The sequence below is a fragment of the Ilumatobacter sp. genome (assembly GCF_030065885.1).
Taxonomy (GTDB): Bacteria; Actinomycetota; Acidimicrobiia; order Acidimicrobiales; family Ilumatobacteraceae; genus Ilumatobacter.
Window position 1 is genome coordinate 1 of sequence record NZ_JASJCS010000136.1, and the last position, 16,253, is coordinate 16,253.

Below are 16,253 nucleotides of genomic sequence, written 5' to 3' on the forward strand. Positions count from 1 at the left end.
GGATCGGCTCACCGTCGACGCCCTCGTCGAAGCCGTGTCGGCGACCGGTGGGAAGGCCCGCACCGGGATGGTCGTGCACATCGACCTGCCAACCCTGACCGGCGGCCGCCACCCCGCGACGCTCTGCGAAACCGACAGCGGTGTCGCCCTGCCCGTCGACACCGTGCGCCGGATCGCCTGCGAGGCCGACATCATCCCGGTCGTGTTGAACGGCGACGGCGTCGTGTTGGACGAAGGACGAGCCCAGCGGCTCGCCACCACCGAACAACGGATCGCGATCGAAGCGATGCAAGCCACCTGCTCACACCCCGACTGCACCGTCACCATCGACGACTGCCGCATCCACCACCTCACCCCCTGGCGACTCGGCGGCCGCACCGACCTCGCCGACCTCGCACCCGTCTGCGAACCCCACCACCACCTCATCCACGAAGGCGGCTGGACCCTCACCATGACCCCCGACCGGATCGCCACCTTGACCCGACCCGACGGCCAACCCCACTGGACCGGCACCCTCAACGACCGACACCCGATCGCCGCCTGACGCGAGGGCCCGATCTCAGACGACGCCGGCGATCGACAGCACCGCAAGGCCCACGAGCGCCCAACAGACGGGTGCGCCGACGATCACTGCGGCGATCACTCGGATCGCCGCCGGCCGGGGCTCGTCCGCGCCCACGAGCACGAACCGGATCGCGTAGCCCGCCCAGCTGTCGTCGTCATCGTCGGTGGCGATCGCCGGCGCGGGTGTGCGGAGCGTCCAGGCGAGAGTGCCGAGCGTCGGGACCCACCACGGCGACAGGACCAACCAGCCCGGAGCGCCTGCTGCGCCGAGCGGCCACATCGCAAGTGCCATCAGCGCGGTGCCCGCGGCAGCGATGACGACGAACGTCCCGAGCGCAGCCACCGCACGCCGCTGAGCGTCGGTGCGTGTCCGCCACTTCGGGCCCCGGATCAGATCATCGTCGCTCTCGATGGGTCCGAAACGTACCCCGGCGGGCGACGGCGTGTGGTGAGTGGTGCCTGACGCTACGCCGGGCGGACACCCATCGGCGAGAGTCTCGGCGCAGAGCCCCGCACCACAGCAGCACGAGCGTCGGGTCTCGACGTCGACCTCGATGACGGGTTCCTGCGGTGAGCCGCCGCACGCAGATCGGTTCGACGCGCCGGAGGCGGGATCGTGTTCCCGATCATCGGCCGCGCGCCACGTGCTCGGCGGTGACTCGTCCGTGGGTCCCGTCGCCAATGCGCTGGTGGCGATCGTCGCCAGCGGCGACGTACCGCTACTCGGCGAACCAGGATTCCCCGGTCAACGTTCCGGCGGTGTCGTCGATGGTGACGACGGCGGTGGTCTCGCGACCGCTACCGGACATGGCGACGACGACGGTCGTGCGAGGCGACGGCGTAGCGGAGGGCCCTGCTGCGAAGTTGACCGTCCCTGAAACGGTGTCCATACCGATCTCGATCGATGAGAAGACGAGTCCGCCGCCGAACTGGAAGGCGCTCGATGACGCCTGGCTGTTCTCGAGGCCCCACATCTCGAGATGCGATGTGGGCATGTAGACCGTTCCGTGCAGCAGCATGGTTGCCTCGGGGTTCGAGGTGATGATGCCCTTCTCCTGATCGAAGACGGTTGCGGCGGCTCCGGTCGTCGTGGTTGCGGACGTGATCGTGATGAGGGTGTGGTCGTCCATCGCCGTGCCCTCGGTTGCGGCACGACCCGTCTGACGCGAGAACATCTCGACCACGTTCTGGGGATTGCTGGCGACCTTCATCCATGCCTGCCGTCCGAACACGAACACCACGCCGCTGCCGTTGATCTCGGGATTCGGTCCGGCCACGAGCGACTCGGCGATCGCATCGTCTGCGCAGGGTGGCTGCAACAGCTCGGGCGTGTCGCCGCCGGGGGCGCCAGCATGGATCAGACCTTCGAACTGGATCTCGTCGACGTCTTCGAAGTAGTAGACGCCGCTTGCGAAGTAGTAGCTGTCGCTCGACTGGAAGTTCGCGAGCTTGGCCTTGTCGTCGCTGTCGTATCGTCCGGGGTAGAAGATGAGGTCGCAGGTGCCGCCAGACTGAGGATTGGCCGGATCGTCAGTCGGAATCCAGGCGTCTGGATTCGGATCGGGTACCGGGTCGCTGTTGCACGACCATGTGCCGACGACCGTCGGCGTGCCGCCCGAACTCTGCATGCACTTGTCGGTGTGCTGGAGCAGGTCGGACCCGAACTCGAGCTCCGGGTCGCTTCCTGCGAACTTGAACCCGCCGAAGTTGTAGGCCCAGGCGTCGACGATGATCTTCGTGCCCTTGTCGTTGGGTACGTGGACGAGCTCGTCGCGATTCGGACTGCTGCCATTGCCGTAGGTGTATCCGGTGGCAACGAAGACCGGCGCACCGCCCCCGCTCGCCCCGGGACCGCCGGCCGTCGTCTCGCATGTCACCGTCACCGACGCACCGTTGACGTCGTAGGTGCCGACGGTCTCGACGCCGGCTGACGGGTTCTCGCACAGGGTGGTCGCTGCGTCGTCGAGCAGCGCCTGGATGGCGATCTCGATGCCCGCGTCGCGCACGTACAGGTCCTCGGTCCGGTCACGCGTCACCGACACGACCGACAGGTTGGTCGACGTGAGCCGGGCGAGAGCGATCAACACCAACGAGAGGACGACGACGAAGACCAGCGCGATCGGCAACACGGCGCCCCGATCTCGTGACTCGACGCCCGGCGAGCGTGCCATCTCAGGTCCTCCTCGTTCCGGCGATGGCGAACGAGTAGCCGGACGGGTCGGCGTCGGTCGGCTCGGTGGTGATGTCGACCCTGACGGTCTGGCCCGCGGCGCTCGCAACGGCGCTGCTGATCCGATGGCCGACGACGTCGGTCGCGATGATCGTGCCGTTCTCGCACATGGTGCGGATCAGCTGCTGATCCGCACCGTCCGGCACGATCGAGTAGTTGGCGACGTACAGGAAGCTGGTCGCCTCGTCGGTCCAGCCGAGCTCGACGACGAGCGAGCCGGTGCCGCACCCGGGCGTGGGGATCGTGTCCTCGAAGGTTGCAGCGCTCTGGATGTCGGGCGGCAGGAACGCCGCCATCAGCTGCGCCGTGTGCGAAGCGTCGAGCTTCTCGTCGAGGTCGTCCGAGGTCCGCAGGAAGACGCTGACGGCCCCCGTCAACGCCACTGCCACGATGGCGAGCATCGTGACGACGACGATGAGCTCGATGAGCGTGAAGCCTCGGTCGGGCCGCTCGGACGAGCACCTCACGGCGTCGGCTCCCGCTTCACGATGTCCACCGAGCGTGTCGTCCCGGTCTCGGCGTGCGTGACCTCGACGGTCACCAGCTCCAACGGCCCCGTGTTCCCGAAGCACCCCTCCTCGAACGGCCACCCCGGGAACAGGTCGTCGTCGACGTCGACGTCGGTCACGTCGTAGGTCCAGCCCGCGGGAGCGAGCAGCGCAACGGCATCCCCGTACTGTGTGGCAGGGCCCGGTATGACGTTGCACTGGATGTACGGGTGGTCCTTCACGAACTCGACCGCCTCGAGCAGCCGTGTCGCGGCGTTGGACTCGTCGCGGTGGATCTCGGTGCCCCTGATCGACGCGGCGAGTCCGGCCAGGACCGCGACCACGACGATGCCGAGGAGCACGATCGCGACGAGGAGCTCGATGAAGGTGCTGCCCCGATCGGTCGTGGCGCCGGCCGCCGGCTCGCGCACGACCGAGCCTCGACCGCGCCGCCGATCCGCTGCGGCACCTCGAACGATGCCGATGTGGTCCACCGCTGGCGAGCGTGGTTGCTGCGTCGAACCCGGCGCTTCGATCACGGCCCAATCGTAGGGGAATCGGTACGGGTGGCACCGACCGTGGTTGCACGGCCACGGACCGGGGAAGGTCCGGCTGTTCTCGACGCTCTGGCGCGCTCGAGTCCGTGTTCCGTCAGCGGTCGAAGATGTGGGTGCCGTACCAACCGGACCCGGCGGCATGCAGGCCGATGCCGACCCGGGTCCATCTCGGGTCGATCATGTTGCGGAAGTGTCCGGAGCTGTTCTCCCACATGACGTGGAACGTCTCGGCGGCCGTCGTCGGCGACATCGCCGACTGGCTGTGCCACGCGATGTTCTCGGCGAGACCGATGTTGCTGTGCCGGAAGCCCGACCGCGACATCTCCTGGGACCAACCGAGCGCGCTCGCAGAGAGCCCCGGGTCGTACGTCACCGGCGCGACGCCGTGCCTCGCACGCAACGCGTTCAGCAACTCGAGCGATCGAGCCGCTGCGACGTCGCTCGGCGGCGGGGGAGCCGGCGAGCGGGTGTCGAGGAGGCGGGCCGGCGTGAGCCCACGGTAGGTGCTGCCGGGCGGAAAGAAGCCGTTGACGTCGACGACGAGGTGTGTGCTCGCGCTCGTGAAGATGCAGATCTCCCCGTTGTCGCCGACGCGGGCGGTCATCCCGTTCGCGATCGTCGCCCCGGCGCCGTAGTTGAGCGTCGATGCCGCGGGCTTCGAGCTCCCGCACGGGTACACCGTGACGAACCCGGCGCCGCCGGTCTGGGTGGCCGTCAAGTTGAGCGACACGGCGGTGGCGTTCGAGGCGGTGCCGCCCCGCGCTGTCACGTCGAGTCGCAGCGTGGTGCCGGCAGTGCGGCGCCCGCCGCCTTGTGCCCGACCGTCGACCGTCTGTTCACCGGGACGCGTGTCGAGCACGCGGGCGGGCGTCAGCGGGCGATACTCGTCGCGGCTCGCGAACGCCCCGTCGACGTCGACGATCAGATGCGCTCGTGCATGTGTGTACACGCAGATCCGACCATCGCCGCCGACCTTCGCCGTGACGCCGTTCGCGATCGTGGCGCCGGGACCGTAGTTGATCGTCGACGCGAGGGGCCGCGGCTCGTCGCAGGGATAGACGGTCGCGAAGCCTGCGCCGCCGGTCTGGGTGGCGGTCAGGTTGAGCGTGACGGCTCGGGCGCTGTTGCCGACGCCTCCCCGGTTCCTCACGTCGAGCTCGATCACGCTGCGCGCCTTGCGAATGCCCCCGCCGGCGTAGCGGCCGTCCACCGTCGGCTGGCCGCGGCGCGTGTCGAGGAGGCGGGCCGGGGTCAACGACCGGTACCCGCTGCCCGCGGGGAAGTAGCCGTCCACGTCGACGACCATGTGCACCTGCGTGCTCGTGTGGATGCAGACCTTGCCGCCGCTGCCGACCTTGGCGACCACGGCGTTGGCGATCGTCATCCCGGTGCCGTAGTTGATCGACGACGACGTGGGGCGCTGCGAACCACACGGGTAGACGGTGGCGTGGCCGGGTCCCGCCGTCTGCGTGACCGTGATGTTGAGCGAGACGGCCGCGGCGTTCGACGCGGTGCCGCCGCGGCCCGTCACGTCGAGCTCGAGCGTGCTGCCGGCGGCGAGCACGCCGCCGGCCGAGTACCGACCGTCGATGGTGTCGCCGTCGTCGGCGGCCACGGGCGAGGGCGTGGCCAGCGAGATCGCCGCGGCACCGACCGCCAGCGCTGCTGCGATCAGTGGTCCTCGGCCGTGACGGCGGTGGAAGCGCGTGAGCGCGTTCGGCATGAAATGTCCCTAGAAGTGGCGCCCGCGCCACAGAGTGTGCCAGATCCTGCATCGCTTCGCAACGATCTCGTCATCATTTCGACATCGACCACCGCCGACACGCCCGGCGGCGGACCCGGTCGCCACCGATAGCCTCGCGAGCCATGTCTGACCGGACCCTCGTCCTTCTCAAGCCCGACGCCGTCGAGCGCAAGCTCGTCGGCGAGATCGTCTCGCGGATCGAGGCGAAGCACCTCGACATCGTCGCGATGGATCTCCGCCAACTCGACGCCGAGCTCCTCGAGCGCCACTACGAAGAGCACGTCGGCAAGGGCTTCTACGACGACCTGGTCGCGTTCATGAGCCGCGGCCCGGTCGTCGCCATGGTCGTCGAGGGGCCGGAGGACACCTGGGAGGTCGTCCGGGGGATGATGGGCGCCACCAATCCGCGGACCGCCGCCCCGGGCACGATCCGCGGCGACCTCGGGATCCTCTTCACCGAGAACCTCGTCCACGGCAGCGACTCGCTCGCCAGCGCCGAGCGCGAGATCACGATCTTCTTCCCGAATCTGTAACATCGTCGCGACGAATGAGCGAGCCGCGGGGCTCGTCTGCTCGCTCGTCGACAGCGTCCATGGACGTCGCTGAAAGGAGGTCGGCATGGCACGGAACAACCCGCTGAGTCTGGGGCGTGACCTCGCGATCGACCTCGGCACCGCGAACACGCTCATCTACGCCCGCGGGCTCGGCATCGTGCTCGACGAGCCGTCGGTCGTGGCCGTCAACGTCAACGACGGCCGACCGGTCGCGGTCGGCGTCGAGGCGAAGCGGATGATGGGGCGCACGCCGAACCACATCAAGGCGATCCGTCCACTGAAGGACGGCGTCATCGCCGACTTCGAGGTCTGCGAGAAGATGCTGCGCTACTTCATCCAGAAGGTGCACGCCAGCAAATGGTCGAAGCCGCGCATGGTGATCTGCGTCCCGTCGGGCATCACCGGTGTCGAGCAGCGCGCGGTGCAGGACGCGGCCGAGTACGCCGGCGCCCGCAAGCCCGTGCACATCATCGAAGAGCCGATGGCCGCCGCGATCGGCGCCGATCTGCCGGTCCACGAGCCCAGCGGCAACATGATCGTCGACATCGGCGGCGGCACCACCGAAGTGGCGGTCATCTCGCTCGGCGGCATCGTCACCGCGCAGTCGGTGCGCGTGGCAGGCGACGAGCTCGACGACGCGATCCTGCAGTACGTCAAGAAGGAGTACTCCCTGGCGATCGGCGACCGCACCGCCGAAGAGGTCAAGATCCAGATGGGTTCCGCCTGGCCGATGGAGGAAGAGCTCACCGCCGACATCCGCGGCCGCGACCTCGTCTCGGGTCTGCCCCGCACGATCCAGCTCACCACCGAGCACGTGCGCGAGGCCCTCGCCGAGCCGACGGGTGCCATCGTCGACGCCGTGAAGACGACACTCGACAAGACGCCGCCCGAGCTCGCCGCCGACATCATGGAAGACGGCATCACGCTGACCGGTGGCGGGGCGCTGCTCGGTGGGCTCGACCATCGGCTCGCACACGAGACCGGCATGCCGATCCGGGTCTCGGCCGAGCCGCTCTACAGCGTGGTCATCGGGTCCGGGCGGGCCCTCGAGAACATCGACGCCATGCGGGGGCTGATGTCGCTCGGCGGCGACGACTGAGCAACCCCACCACATGGCGATCTACTCCGCCGGCCGACGCCGGACGATGCTGATCCTCTTGCTCACGTCGGTGCTGCTGATCACGCTCGACCTCCGGGGCAACGCGGTCTTCAACGCAGCCCGCTCGGGGTTCGGCTACGCGCTGCGGCCGCTGGAGATCGCCGGGGACGTGATCACGAGCCCGATCGCACGGCTGTGGAGCGGTGTGACCGAGGTCGACGATCTCAAGGACGAGAACCGCCGGTTGCAGGACCTCGTCGACGCCCAGCGGAGCGTCGAGATTGCCGGCCAGAACGCACTCATCGAGAACCGCCGGTTGCGCTCGCTGCTCGACCTCGAGTCGCTTGCCGAGTACGACCGCGTGACCGCCGGCATCATCGGCTCGTCGCCGAGCAACTTCGACCAGCGCGTCGAGATCGATCGCGGCTCGCGCGACGGCATCAGGGTCGGCATGCCCGTCGTGAACAACGCCGGCCTCGTCGGCAAGATCACGTTCGCGGCACCCGAGGTCTCCACGGTGATGCTGGTCACCGACCCGCAGTACAGCGTGCCGGTGAAGGTCGTCGCCGAGGTGCCCGCGACGCCACCGACCGTTCCGCCGAGCACCGTGCCCAGCGGCTTGGCCGTCGAGGACGTCACGACGACCACCAGCACCACGACGACCACGACGACCACGCTGCCCCCCGAGCAGACAGCCGACTTCGCGGTCGGCGACGGGTCGCCGGACCTGTCGCCGCTCCCGGCGACGACCACGACCAGCTCGACGACGACCACGACGACGCTGCCGCCGATCGAGGAGCGGCGCGAGACCGGGCTGCTCAACGGCGTCGGCGCCGACCGCTTCCCGCGCGTCAGCTTCGTCGCCGACTCGCCGCAGTTCGGTCGCATCGCGGAGGGCGACGCGGTGCTCACCGCCGGCGGCAGCCTCAGCCTGGCGCCGCCGAACATCCCGATCGGACGGATCGCCAACGTGATCCCGCGCGCCGGCACCGCCGGTCTCGAGCTCGAGACCGAGCTGAACGCGGACCTGGAACGCCTCAACTTCCTCAGCGTGATCCTCTATCAGCCGCCGACCGGGGCCGGGCGCTGAGGCAGCGGTACGCATCGTGATCGGCGCGCTGCTCAACAGTTCACTCACCCGATTGGTACCGACCGGGATGGTGTTGCTCGCGCTCCAGAAGACGCTGTTCGTCGAGCTGCAGCCGTTCGGCGTCATCATCCAGATCGTGCTGGCGTTCGCGGCATCGGCCGGCGCGGCCGCCGGGCCCGAGCGCGGCGCGATCGCCGGCTTCACGCTCGGGATCCTCTTCGACCTGTCCGTCGGCAGCCCGCTGGGCTCGACGTCGATCACGATGGGCATCGCCGCCTACATCGCCGGGTGGGTCGACGTCATCCGCATCGAGACGACGTGGTGGCTCGCGGCGGTCTTCGTCGGCATCGGCGCAGCCGCCGGTGAAGCGGGTGTGCCCGTGGTGCGCCGCTTCATCGGTGAGGAGGACGCGTTCGTGCCCGAGATGGCGACGATCGTGCCGGTGGTGGCCGTTGCGGCCGCGATCATGAGCGTCGTGCTCGTGCCGGTCGGGCGCTGGTCGCTCAAGGTCGCCAAGCCCGAGTGGAAGGCGCCGAGCGATGCCTGACCGCCAATGCTGCGACGCGTCGCCCAATCCGGGCCCGAGCACGCGAGACTCACGCCATGGCCGTTGACCGCCGCGCCGCCCGTCTCGGCGTGCTCGCCCTCGTCGGCGTCATCCTGTTCGGTCTGCTCGGGGTCCGGCTGTGGTTCCTGCAGACCGTCAAGGCCGACGAGCTGCAGGAGAGCGTCACGTTCGCCAAGACCCGCACCGTCCGGATCGCGCCCGAGCGCGGCCGGATCTTCGACGTCGACGGCCGCATCCTCGCCGACAACGAGCGGATCCTCACGGTCGCGGTCGACTGGCAGCTCCTGCGCCGCAAGTCGCAGCGCGAGGAGATCTTCAACCGCCTCTCGGGGTGGGTGCAGGTACCGGTCGAGGAGATGGAGCGCCGCTTCGACGCCCAGATCGACAGCCCGTTCCTGCCGTTCCCGATCAAGCGCGACGTCGACGAACCCACGGCGTTCGCGATCCTCGAGCGCGTCGAGGACTTCCCCGGGGTCGAGATCCTGACGGAGTGGAAGCGGGTCTACCCCTACGCACCGCACGCATCACACGTCGTGGGCTACATGGGTGCGATCACCCCCGAGCAGGTCGACGAGAAGCTCGACGAGGGTTACCTGCTCAACGAGCGGATCGGTCAGTTCGGCGTCGAGCGCAGCATGGAGGCGGTGCTGCACGGCACCTGGGGGTACAAGAAGATCGAGGTCGACGCGGCCAACCGCCCGGTCCGGGTGCTCGAGGAGGTGCCGCCGATCAACGGCTTCGACGTGCAGCTGACGATCGACCTCGACTACCAGCAGTACGTCGAGCAGGCGATCGAGACGACGCTCAAGGCACGCCGCACGCAGGAGGCGCCGAACCCGAAGGTCACCAAGCCGAACGGCCAGCGCGAGAAGATGGACACCAGCCAGGGCGACACCGTGCCCTACAAGGCGCCCGCCGCTTCCGGTCTGATCATGGACTACACGAACGGCGACATCATCGCCATGGCGAGCTATCCCAGCTTCGACAACCGCTGGTTCGAGGCCGGTCTCTCGAGCACGAAGTTCCAGGAGATCTTCCCCGTCACCGACGACCCCGACCGGTCGATCCTCGTCAACCGCGCCGTGCAGGGCCGCTACAACCTGGGGTCGACCTTCAAGCCGTTCACCGCGTTTGCCGCGCTCAACACCGGCCTGATCACGTCGAGCGAGCGATTCAACGACACCGGGACCTACCGCCTCTACTCCGTCGACCAGGACCGCTGTGACGCCGGGCTCGTGCGATGCGAGTACAAGAACGCCACGTGTGGCAACGGCCGGCCGTGCGTGTACGGGTCGGTCGACGTCGAAGACGCGCTCGCCGTCTCGTCCGACGCGTTCTTCTACCGGATCGGCGAGGACATCCTCGAGCGCAACGGTGGCCTGCCGGTGCTGCAGGACGAGGTCGAGAAGTTCGGCTTCGGCGCCGATTCGGGAGTCGAGCTGCCGTTCGAGTTCGACGGCACCGTGCCCGACAAGGAGCTCAAGCGGCTCTACGCCGAGCGTGGCGTCATCAGCGAGGACGAGGGCCGCGGGTTCTATGTCGGCGACAACGTGCAGCTGTCGATCGGTCAGGGCCTCCTGTCCGCGACCCCGCTGCACCTGGCGAACGGCTACGCGGCGATCGCCAACCGCGGCTTCCTCTTCCAGCCCAGCGTGGTCAAGGCCATCTGGAACCCGGGCGTGCCCGATGGCGCCTCGGGCTTCGCCGACTTCGATCGCGGCACGATCTTCGAAGATCTCGGTGCGCCCGAACTGATCCGCCAGATCGCGATGCCCGACGACATCCGCGATCCGATCGTCGACGGGCTCCGGCGGGTGGTCGTCGGTGGCGGCGTGACGTCGGACTTCTACCACAAGACCACCGGCGAGTATCTCTTCTTCGACTACCCCGACGAGGCGATCCCGATCGCCGGCAAGACCGGCACCGCGCAGGGCGCCAACAACTACCCGTGGAACGACTCGTCGGCGTTCACGGGCTTCAGCGTCGACGACGACCACCCGTACGTCGTGACCGCCTACCTCGAGAAGGCCGGGTACGGCTCGCAGGCCGCCGCGCCCGTCGTCAAGTGCACGTTCCTCGCGCTGTCCGGGCTGACCGCGACCGACCCGGTGGTCCTGTCCGAGCCGCTCAGCCTCGACCAGACCGTGGCGGCACCGCCACAAGATCTGGCCAACACCGGCTGCTGGAGCCATCGTGAGGGCAACGGCGTGCTGACCCAGGCGAGAGACGTCGAGTGACCACGGAGCGAGTGACCGCGTGGCGTTGACGTTCCTCGACCGCAAGCCCGACAGCGGGCTCGGCAACATCCGCTCGAGCCCGGGCGACCCGAGCCGCAACGTCGACTGGGTGCTCCTGACCACCCAGGGGATCCTCACGGTCATCGGCTGCTTCGTCGTCTACTCGGCGTCGTGGACCGCGGTCGAGGGCGACCCGTACGCGTTCGCGACCCGGCAGGTCGTCTTCGCCATCGCGGCGTCGGTCGTGATGGTCGCGGTGATGTCGGTCGACTACGAGTGGTTCAAGGAGCGCGCCGCGTTCCTGTACGGCTCGACGATCGTGCTGCTCGTGCTGCTGCTCCTGATGGGCATCGCGCAGGGTCTCGACCGGATCTCGTTCGATCTCGGCCCGATCAACTTCCAGCCGGCCGAGGCGGCCAAGTTCACGACGCTGCTGGCGCTGTGCGCGTATCTGTCGGAGGAGCGCAGCAACGACGAGGTCAGCTACGCCCGCTTCGTCGGCGGGCTGATCATGGTCGGCGCCCCGGCCGTGCTGATCATCGTGCAGCCCGACCTCGGCTCGGCGTCGGTGATCGTCACGATTGCCATGGGCGTGCTGCTGGTCGCCGGCGCGAAGCCCAAGTACATCGCCCTCATCTCGTTCCTGTCGGTGGCGACGGTGGCATCGGCGTTCGTGGGCGGCTTCGTCAACTCGTACCAGCAGGAGCGTTTGCGGGTGTTCCTCGGCCAGGACACCGCCGAGGACTCGATCTACCAGGTCCGTAACGCCATCCGGGCGGTCGGCACGGGCGGTGTCACCGGCAAGGGATGGCTGGAGGGACCCCTCACCAACGGTGGCGACGTGCCCGTGATGTGGGCCGACTTCCCGTTCGCTGCCGTCGGCGAGCAGTTCGGTCTGGTCGGGTGCGCCGTGCTGCTGGCGCTGTTCGTCGTCGTGCTGATGCGGATCTGGCGCATCGCCACGCTGTCCCGCGACCTCCTCGGCACCTACCTGTGCGCCGGCGTGTTCACGATGCTGCTGTGGCAGGTCTTCCAGAACGTCGGCATGACGCTGGGGATCATGCCGGTCACCGGGCTGCCGATGCCGTTCATCTCGTACGGCGGCTCCAGCCTGCTGACGTACTTCGCGCTGTTCGGCATCGTGCAATCCGTCCACATGCGCCGAATGCGCTGAGCCGGGCCCGTCGCACCGATCGCGGCGTTGCGTCTCGCCGCTCGCTGCCCTGAGGCAGCTCGGGCTCGCCACGGCCTTGCGCTCGGCACGACGGCCACCGGCTCAGCAACCAGGATGCTCGTCGGTGGTGGGCGAGTGGTGCGACGCGAACGATGTCGGTGACCCTTCGCAGACCCCATATTCGCGCGTTGTTCGGGTTTCCACAGGGTGTGAGCAGCGGAAACGCACCCTTGGGGGTCACGGCGAGTAGGATCGTCCCGATATGTCAACACTCTGGGCGCGGATCGAACCGCTCCTGGCCCGAGTGCAGAAGCCAGCTCGATACATCGGCTGCGAAGACGGTGCCATCACCCCCCGGCACGACGAGTTCGACGACGGGGGAGCGGTGGCCTGGCTGCTCGCGTACCCCGACACGTACGAGATCGGCCTGCCGAACCAGGGGCTCCAGATCCTCTACGAGATCCTGAACGAGCGCGACGACGCGCTTGCCGAACGCACGTACGCGCCCTGGACCGACCTCGACCGCGAGATGCGTGCCGCCGGCGTGCCGCTGTTCAGCATCGACACGCACCGGGCAGCGGCCGACTTCGACATCCTCGCGTTCAACCTGTCCTCCGAGCTCGTCTACACGAACGTGCTCAACATGCTCGACCTCGCCGGCACCCCGCTCCACGCCGTCGATCGCGGCGACGACGACCTGGTGGTCATCGTCGGCGGACACGCGGCGTTCAACCCCGAGCCGCTCGCCGACTTCATCGATGCAGCCGTACTCGGCGAGGGCGAGGAGGTGGTCGCCGAGATCACCGAGGTCGTCCGTCGCTGGAAGGCCGACGGGCGCCGAGACCGGGCCGCGATGCTTCGCCAGCTGTCCCGGGTGCCCGGTGTCTACGTCCCGTCGATGTACGAAGCGACCTACGACGGCGAACGCCTCCTGGGCATCGCGCCCCGGTTCGACGACGTGCCGGCCACGGTCGACAAGCGCACGGTCGCCGATCTCGGCGACTGGCCGTACCCGAAGAACCCGCTCGTGCCGCTCACCGAGGTCGTTCACGACCGTCTGAGCGTCGAGGTGTTCCGTGGGTGCACCCGCGGGTGCAGGTTCTGCCAGGCCGGCATGATCACCCGGCCGGTGCGCGAGCGCCCTGCCGAGCAGGTCCGCACGATGATCCGCGACGGGCTCCGCACGACCGGGTACGACGAGGTCGCTCTCACATCGCTGTCGACGGCCGACTTCTCCGACATCGAGCCGGTCGTCAGGGGCGTGCTCGAGGATGCCCAGGACGTCACCTCGGTGTGCGACACGCTCACGATCAGCCTGCCGTCCCTGCGGGTCGACGCGTTCACGGTCGGCCTCGCCGGCGAGGTCAACACCGGTCGCCGCAGCGGGCTCACGTTCGCCCCCGAAGGAGGATCGTGGCGGCTGCGTCAGGTGATCAACAAGCTGATCACCGAAGAGGACCTGTACGGCGCCGTCGAGTCGGCGTTCAGCCAGGGGTGGACGCGGATGAAGCTCTACTTCCTGACCGGCCTGCCGACAGAGACCGACGAGGACACGCTCGGCATCGCCGAGCTCGCGAGGAACTGCGTCGCGATCGGCAAGCGGTACACGCCGCGCGCTTCGGTCACGGTCAGCCTCGGCGGGTTCGTGCCCAAGCCCCACACGCCGTTCCAGTGGTTCGGGCAGAACACCGAGGAGGAGCTGAGGCGGAAGATCGACCTCGTCCGCGACGCGACGCGGAAGATGAAGGGCGTCAACCTCAAGTGGCATCGCCCAGAGGCCAGCGTGGCCGAGGGCATCGCCAGCCGCGGCGACCGGCGCATCGGGGCCGTCATCGAGCGGGTCTGGCGGGCGGGCGGCACGTTCCAGGAGTGGGGCGAGCACTTCGACGTCGATCTCTGGACCGCGGCGATGGAGGCCGAGGGGCTCTCGATGGACCGCTACGTCTTCCGGCACCGCGACGACTCCGAGGTCCTCCCCTGGGATCACCTGACGGCCGGCCTCCACAAGGACTTCCTCTGGGGTGATTGGCTCGACGCGCTCGCCGAGTCGGGTGTCGAGGACTGCCGCTGGACCCCCTGCTACGACTGCGGTGTGTGCACCGGCTACGGCATCGAGCACGTGGTCGCCTCGCCCATGGCGCCCGCCGGCGGTAGCCAGGGCACCGGACAGGACCTGACACGGGGCGGCGAGGTACCCGTCCAGCTGCTGCCGCGCCAGCCCGAACGGGTCGGAGCGCAATGAAGCTCCGCGTTCGCTCGAGCAAGCTCGGCAAGGTTCGTTTCACGAGTCACCGTGATGCCGCCCGCATGTGGGAGCGGGCACTGCGCCGCGCCGGGCTGCCGGTGGCGGCCACCGAGGGGTTCACGCCCCGCCCGAAGATGAGCTTCGGCCTGGCGCTGCCCACGGGCGCCGAGTCGATCGCCGAGTACGTCGACATCGAATTGCAGCGCGACGTCGTTGCCGACGACGTCGATCTGAACACGCTCCCCGCGCGCCTCGGCAGCGCGCTCCCGATCGGTTTCGACGTCCTCGTCGTCGCCGAACGCGAGCAGAGGATCGAATCGCTCCAGGAGTCCGTCACGTCGTGCACGTGGGAGCTCTGGAGCCCTCGGCTCACCGCCGAGGACCACGCCGACGCTCGGCGCCTGCTCGAGGCACCCGAGCTCGTCCTGGAACGGGAACGGAAGGGGAAGCGGAGCGCCGACGACGTGCGCCCGATGATCCTCGACATCCGTCCCGACCCTGCCGGCGACCGAGCGGTCGTCGATCTGGCCACCGTCGGCCGAGCGCTCCGCCCCGGAGAGTTCGCCGAGCTGGCCTACCCGCGCGTCGATGCACGAGACGTACGCGCACTCCGTACTCACCAATGGCTTGACCGCGACGGCGAGCGGCGTGAGGTGCTGCCTCTGCCGGCCGACGTGGATGCGCGCGCCCTGGCGGTGCTCGCATGAGAAGGGACCTCCACGATGGACGACATCAACACGCAGACCGGAGACGCCAACGACGCGTCGACCGGCGCCGACGCCACGGGCGGCCGACCGGCTGAGGCCGACGCACCCGAGACGCCCGCGCCTGGGCAGGCCTCGTCGCCGGCCGGCGACGCCGGATCGTCGGGCGACGGACAGCGGAAGCGGCGGCGGGGCTCGCGGGGAGGGCAGGGCCGCAAGAAGCCCGGTCCGAAGCCGGCCGGTGCCGACGCTGACGCGGGCGAAACGGGCGACACGGCGACAGGCGCCGACGGGCCCTCGGACGACGGCCGTTCGCCCGAGGAGCTGCCCGAACGCATCCGCGAGGGCAAGGTGCAGGACCTCGAGGCTGCCGAGCAGGCGCTCGTTCGCAAGCCCAAGATCGGTGACACGCGAGAGCCGCCGTTCGTGCCCACCAAGCCACCGCCGGGCCCGGCGGTCCCGAAGAAGGACCAGCCAGCCGAGGGGAAGCACGGTAAGTCCGGCACTCGTCGCCGCGGCAAGCGCGGCGGCAAGTCCGGCGACGGCGGCCAGCAGCGCGGCGAACGCGTCAAGGCCGGCAAGCACGGAGATCGTGGGGACGAGGGCGATGGTCAGCGCAAGCGCCGGCGCGGCGGACGCGGCCGCGGCAAGACGTCGGCTGCCGAGCGCGAGCTGATCGAACAGCGCGGCGGTCGCGAGCGCAACGGCAAGCCGGTCGGCCGCTACTTCATGGGCGTCCAGGTGCGTCCTGGCATGGCCCAGGTGGCGGTGCTCGAGGGACGGAACCTGATCGAGCACTACGTGTCCCGGCCCGCCGACGACATCAGCCAGATCCACGGCAACATCTACCTCGGTCGCGTCCAGAACGTGCTGCCCGGCATGGAGGCGGCGTTCGTCGACATCGCCACGCCGAAGAACGCCGTGCTGTACCGGGGCGACGTGCAGTACGACCCCGAGGACATCGAGGAGAAGGGCAAGAACGCCCGCATCGAGGACATC

General features: G+C 69.0%; 14 protein-coding genes and 1 pseudogene. 10 read left to right on the plus strand and 5 right to left on the minus strand.

The features are described from left to right. Positions 1 to 544: HNH endonuclease signature motif containing protein (locus QNJ12_RS20905; protein WP_300625651.1), on the plus strand; the 544-nt coding region annotated here is incomplete at its 5' end. Between the two features lie 15 nt (positions 545 to 559). Here QNJ12_RS20905 and QNJ12_RS20910 read toward each other — a convergent pair. The 5 genes from QNJ12_RS20910 to QNJ12_RS20930 form a co-directional block, all read right to left on the minus strand. Next, the gene (locus QNJ12_RS20910) at positions 560 to 907 is read right to left on the minus strand and encodes a hypothetical protein (RefSeq protein WP_300625653.1); all 348 of its coding nucleotides are present in this window, start codon (positions 905 to 907) and stop codon (positions 560 to 562) included. Between the two features lie 376 nt (positions 908 to 1,283). Beyond that, complete coding sequence (locus QNJ12_RS20915; protein WP_300625654.1) at positions 1,284 to 2,735, minus strand: hypothetical protein; 1,452 nt, start codon at positions 2,733 to 2,735, stop codon at positions 1,284 to 1,286. Between the two features lies 1 nt (position 2,736). Continuing rightward, on the minus strand, positions 2,737 to 3,261 hold the full coding sequence (locus QNJ12_RS20920) for a type II secretion system protein (protein WP_300625656.1): 525 nt from the start codon (positions 3,259 to 3,261) through the stop codon (positions 2,737 to 2,739). Next, complete coding sequence (locus QNJ12_RS20925) at positions 3,258 to 3,821, minus strand: type II secretion system protein (RefSeq protein WP_300625658.1); 564 nt, start codon at positions 3,819 to 3,821, stop codon at positions 3,258 to 3,260. The genes QNJ12_RS20920 and QNJ12_RS20925 overlap by 4 nt, the downstream gene beginning before the upstream one ends. Before the next feature lie 112 nt (positions 3,822 to 3,933). Further along, complete coding sequence (locus QNJ12_RS20930) at positions 3,934 to 5,562, minus strand: CAP domain-containing protein (protein WP_300625660.1); 1,629 nt, start codon at positions 5,560 to 5,562, stop codon at positions 3,934 to 3,936. A 143-nt stretch (positions 5,563 to 5,705) separates the two neighbouring features. Here QNJ12_RS20930 and ndk point away from each other — a divergent pair, with 143 nt between their 5' ends. The 9 genes and pseudogenes from ndk to QNJ12_RS20975 all read left to right on the plus strand — a co-directional run. Beyond that, positions 5,706 to 6,116, plus strand: coding sequence for a nucleoside-diphosphate kinase (gene ndk, locus QNJ12_RS20935; protein WP_300625662.1), 411 nt, complete (start codon positions 5,706 to 5,708; stop codon positions 6,114 to 6,116). A gap of 85 nt (positions 6,117 to 6,201) precedes the next feature. Next, entirely contained in the window at positions 6,202 to 7,236 is a 1,035-nt protein-coding gene (locus tag QNJ12_RS20940) for a rod shape-determining protein (protein ID WP_300625664.1), read from the plus strand. Positions 7,237 to 7,249: 13 nt separating this feature from the next. Continuing rightward, positions 7,250 to 8,326, plus strand: a complete 1,077-nt coding sequence (mreC, locus tag QNJ12_RS20945; RefSeq protein ID WP_300625666.1) for a rod shape-determining protein MreC — start codon at positions 7,250 to 7,252, stop codon at positions 8,324 to 8,326. A 16-nt stretch (positions 8,327 to 8,342) separates the two neighbouring features. After that, on the plus strand, positions 8,343 to 8,873 hold the full coding sequence (gene mreD, locus QNJ12_RS20950; protein ID WP_300625668.1) for a rod shape-determining protein MreD: 531 nt from the start codon (positions 8,343 to 8,345) through the stop codon (positions 8,871 to 8,873). Between the two features lie 56 nt (positions 8,874 to 8,929). Next, positions 8,930 to 11,131, plus strand: a complete 2,202-nt coding sequence (locus QNJ12_RS20955; RefSeq protein WP_300625670.1) for a penicillin-binding transpeptidase domain-containing protein — start codon at positions 8,930 to 8,932, stop codon at positions 11,129 to 11,131. Positions 11,132 to 11,150: 19 nt separating this feature from the next. Then, a complete protein-coding gene (locus tag QNJ12_RS20960; protein WP_300625671.1) occupies positions 11,151 to 12,305 on the plus strand; it encodes an FtsW/RodA/SpoVE family cell cycle protein in 1,155 nt (384 codons plus the stop codon). Between the two features lie 262 nt (positions 12,306 to 12,567). Next, positions 12,568 to 14,547: a TIGR03960 family B12-binding radical SAM protein gene (locus tag QNJ12_RS20965; protein WP_300625673.1), complete on the plus strand. Its 1,980-nt coding sequence runs from the start codon at positions 12,568 to 12,570 to the stop codon at positions 14,545 to 14,547. Further along, positions 14,544 to 15,257 carry a TIGR03936 family radical SAM-associated protein gene (locus QNJ12_RS20970; RefSeq protein ID WP_300625675.1) on the plus strand — a complete coding sequence of 238 codons (714 nt, stop codon included), beginning with the start codon at positions 14,544 to 14,546 and terminating at the stop codon, positions 15,255 to 15,257. The genes QNJ12_RS20965 and QNJ12_RS20970 overlap by 4 nt, the downstream gene beginning before the upstream one ends. Before the next feature lie 15 nt (positions 15,258 to 15,272). Continuing rightward, positions 15,273 to 16,253, plus strand: a pseudogene (locus tag QNJ12_RS20975) (ribonuclease E/G); the annotation flags it as partial.

Coding starts and splice junctions, on each gene's coding strand:
- QNJ12_RS20915 (WP_300625654.1), bottom strand. CDS start 2,735: ATGGCACGCTCGCCGGGCGTCGAGTCACGAGATCGGGGCGCCGTGTTG.
- QNJ12_RS20930 (WP_300625660.1), bottom strand. CDS start 5,562: ATGCCGAACGCGCTCACGCGCTTCCACCGCCGTCACGGCCGAGGACCA.
- ndk (WP_300625662.1), top strand. CDS start 5,706: ATGTCTGACCGGACCCTCGTCCTTCTCAAGCCCGACGCCGTCGAGCGC.
- QNJ12_RS20940 (WP_300625664.1), top strand. CDS start 6,202: ATGGCACGGAACAACCCGCTGAGTCTGGGGCGTGACCTCGCGATCGAC.
- mreC (WP_300625666.1), top strand. CDS start 7,250: ATGGCGATCTACTCCGCCGGCCGACGCCGGACGATGCTGATCCTCTTG.
- QNJ12_RS20955 (WP_300625670.1), top strand. CDS start 8,930: ATGGCCGTTGACCGCCGCGCCGCCCGTCTCGGCGTGCTCGCCCTCGTC.
- QNJ12_RS20965 (WP_300625673.1), top strand. CDS start 12,568: ATGTCAACACTCTGGGCGCGGATCGAACCGCTCCTGGCCCGAGTGCAG.
- QNJ12_RS20970 (WP_300625675.1), top strand. CDS start 14,544: ATGAAGCTCCGCGTTCGCTCGAGCAAGCTCGGCAAGGTTCGTTTCACG.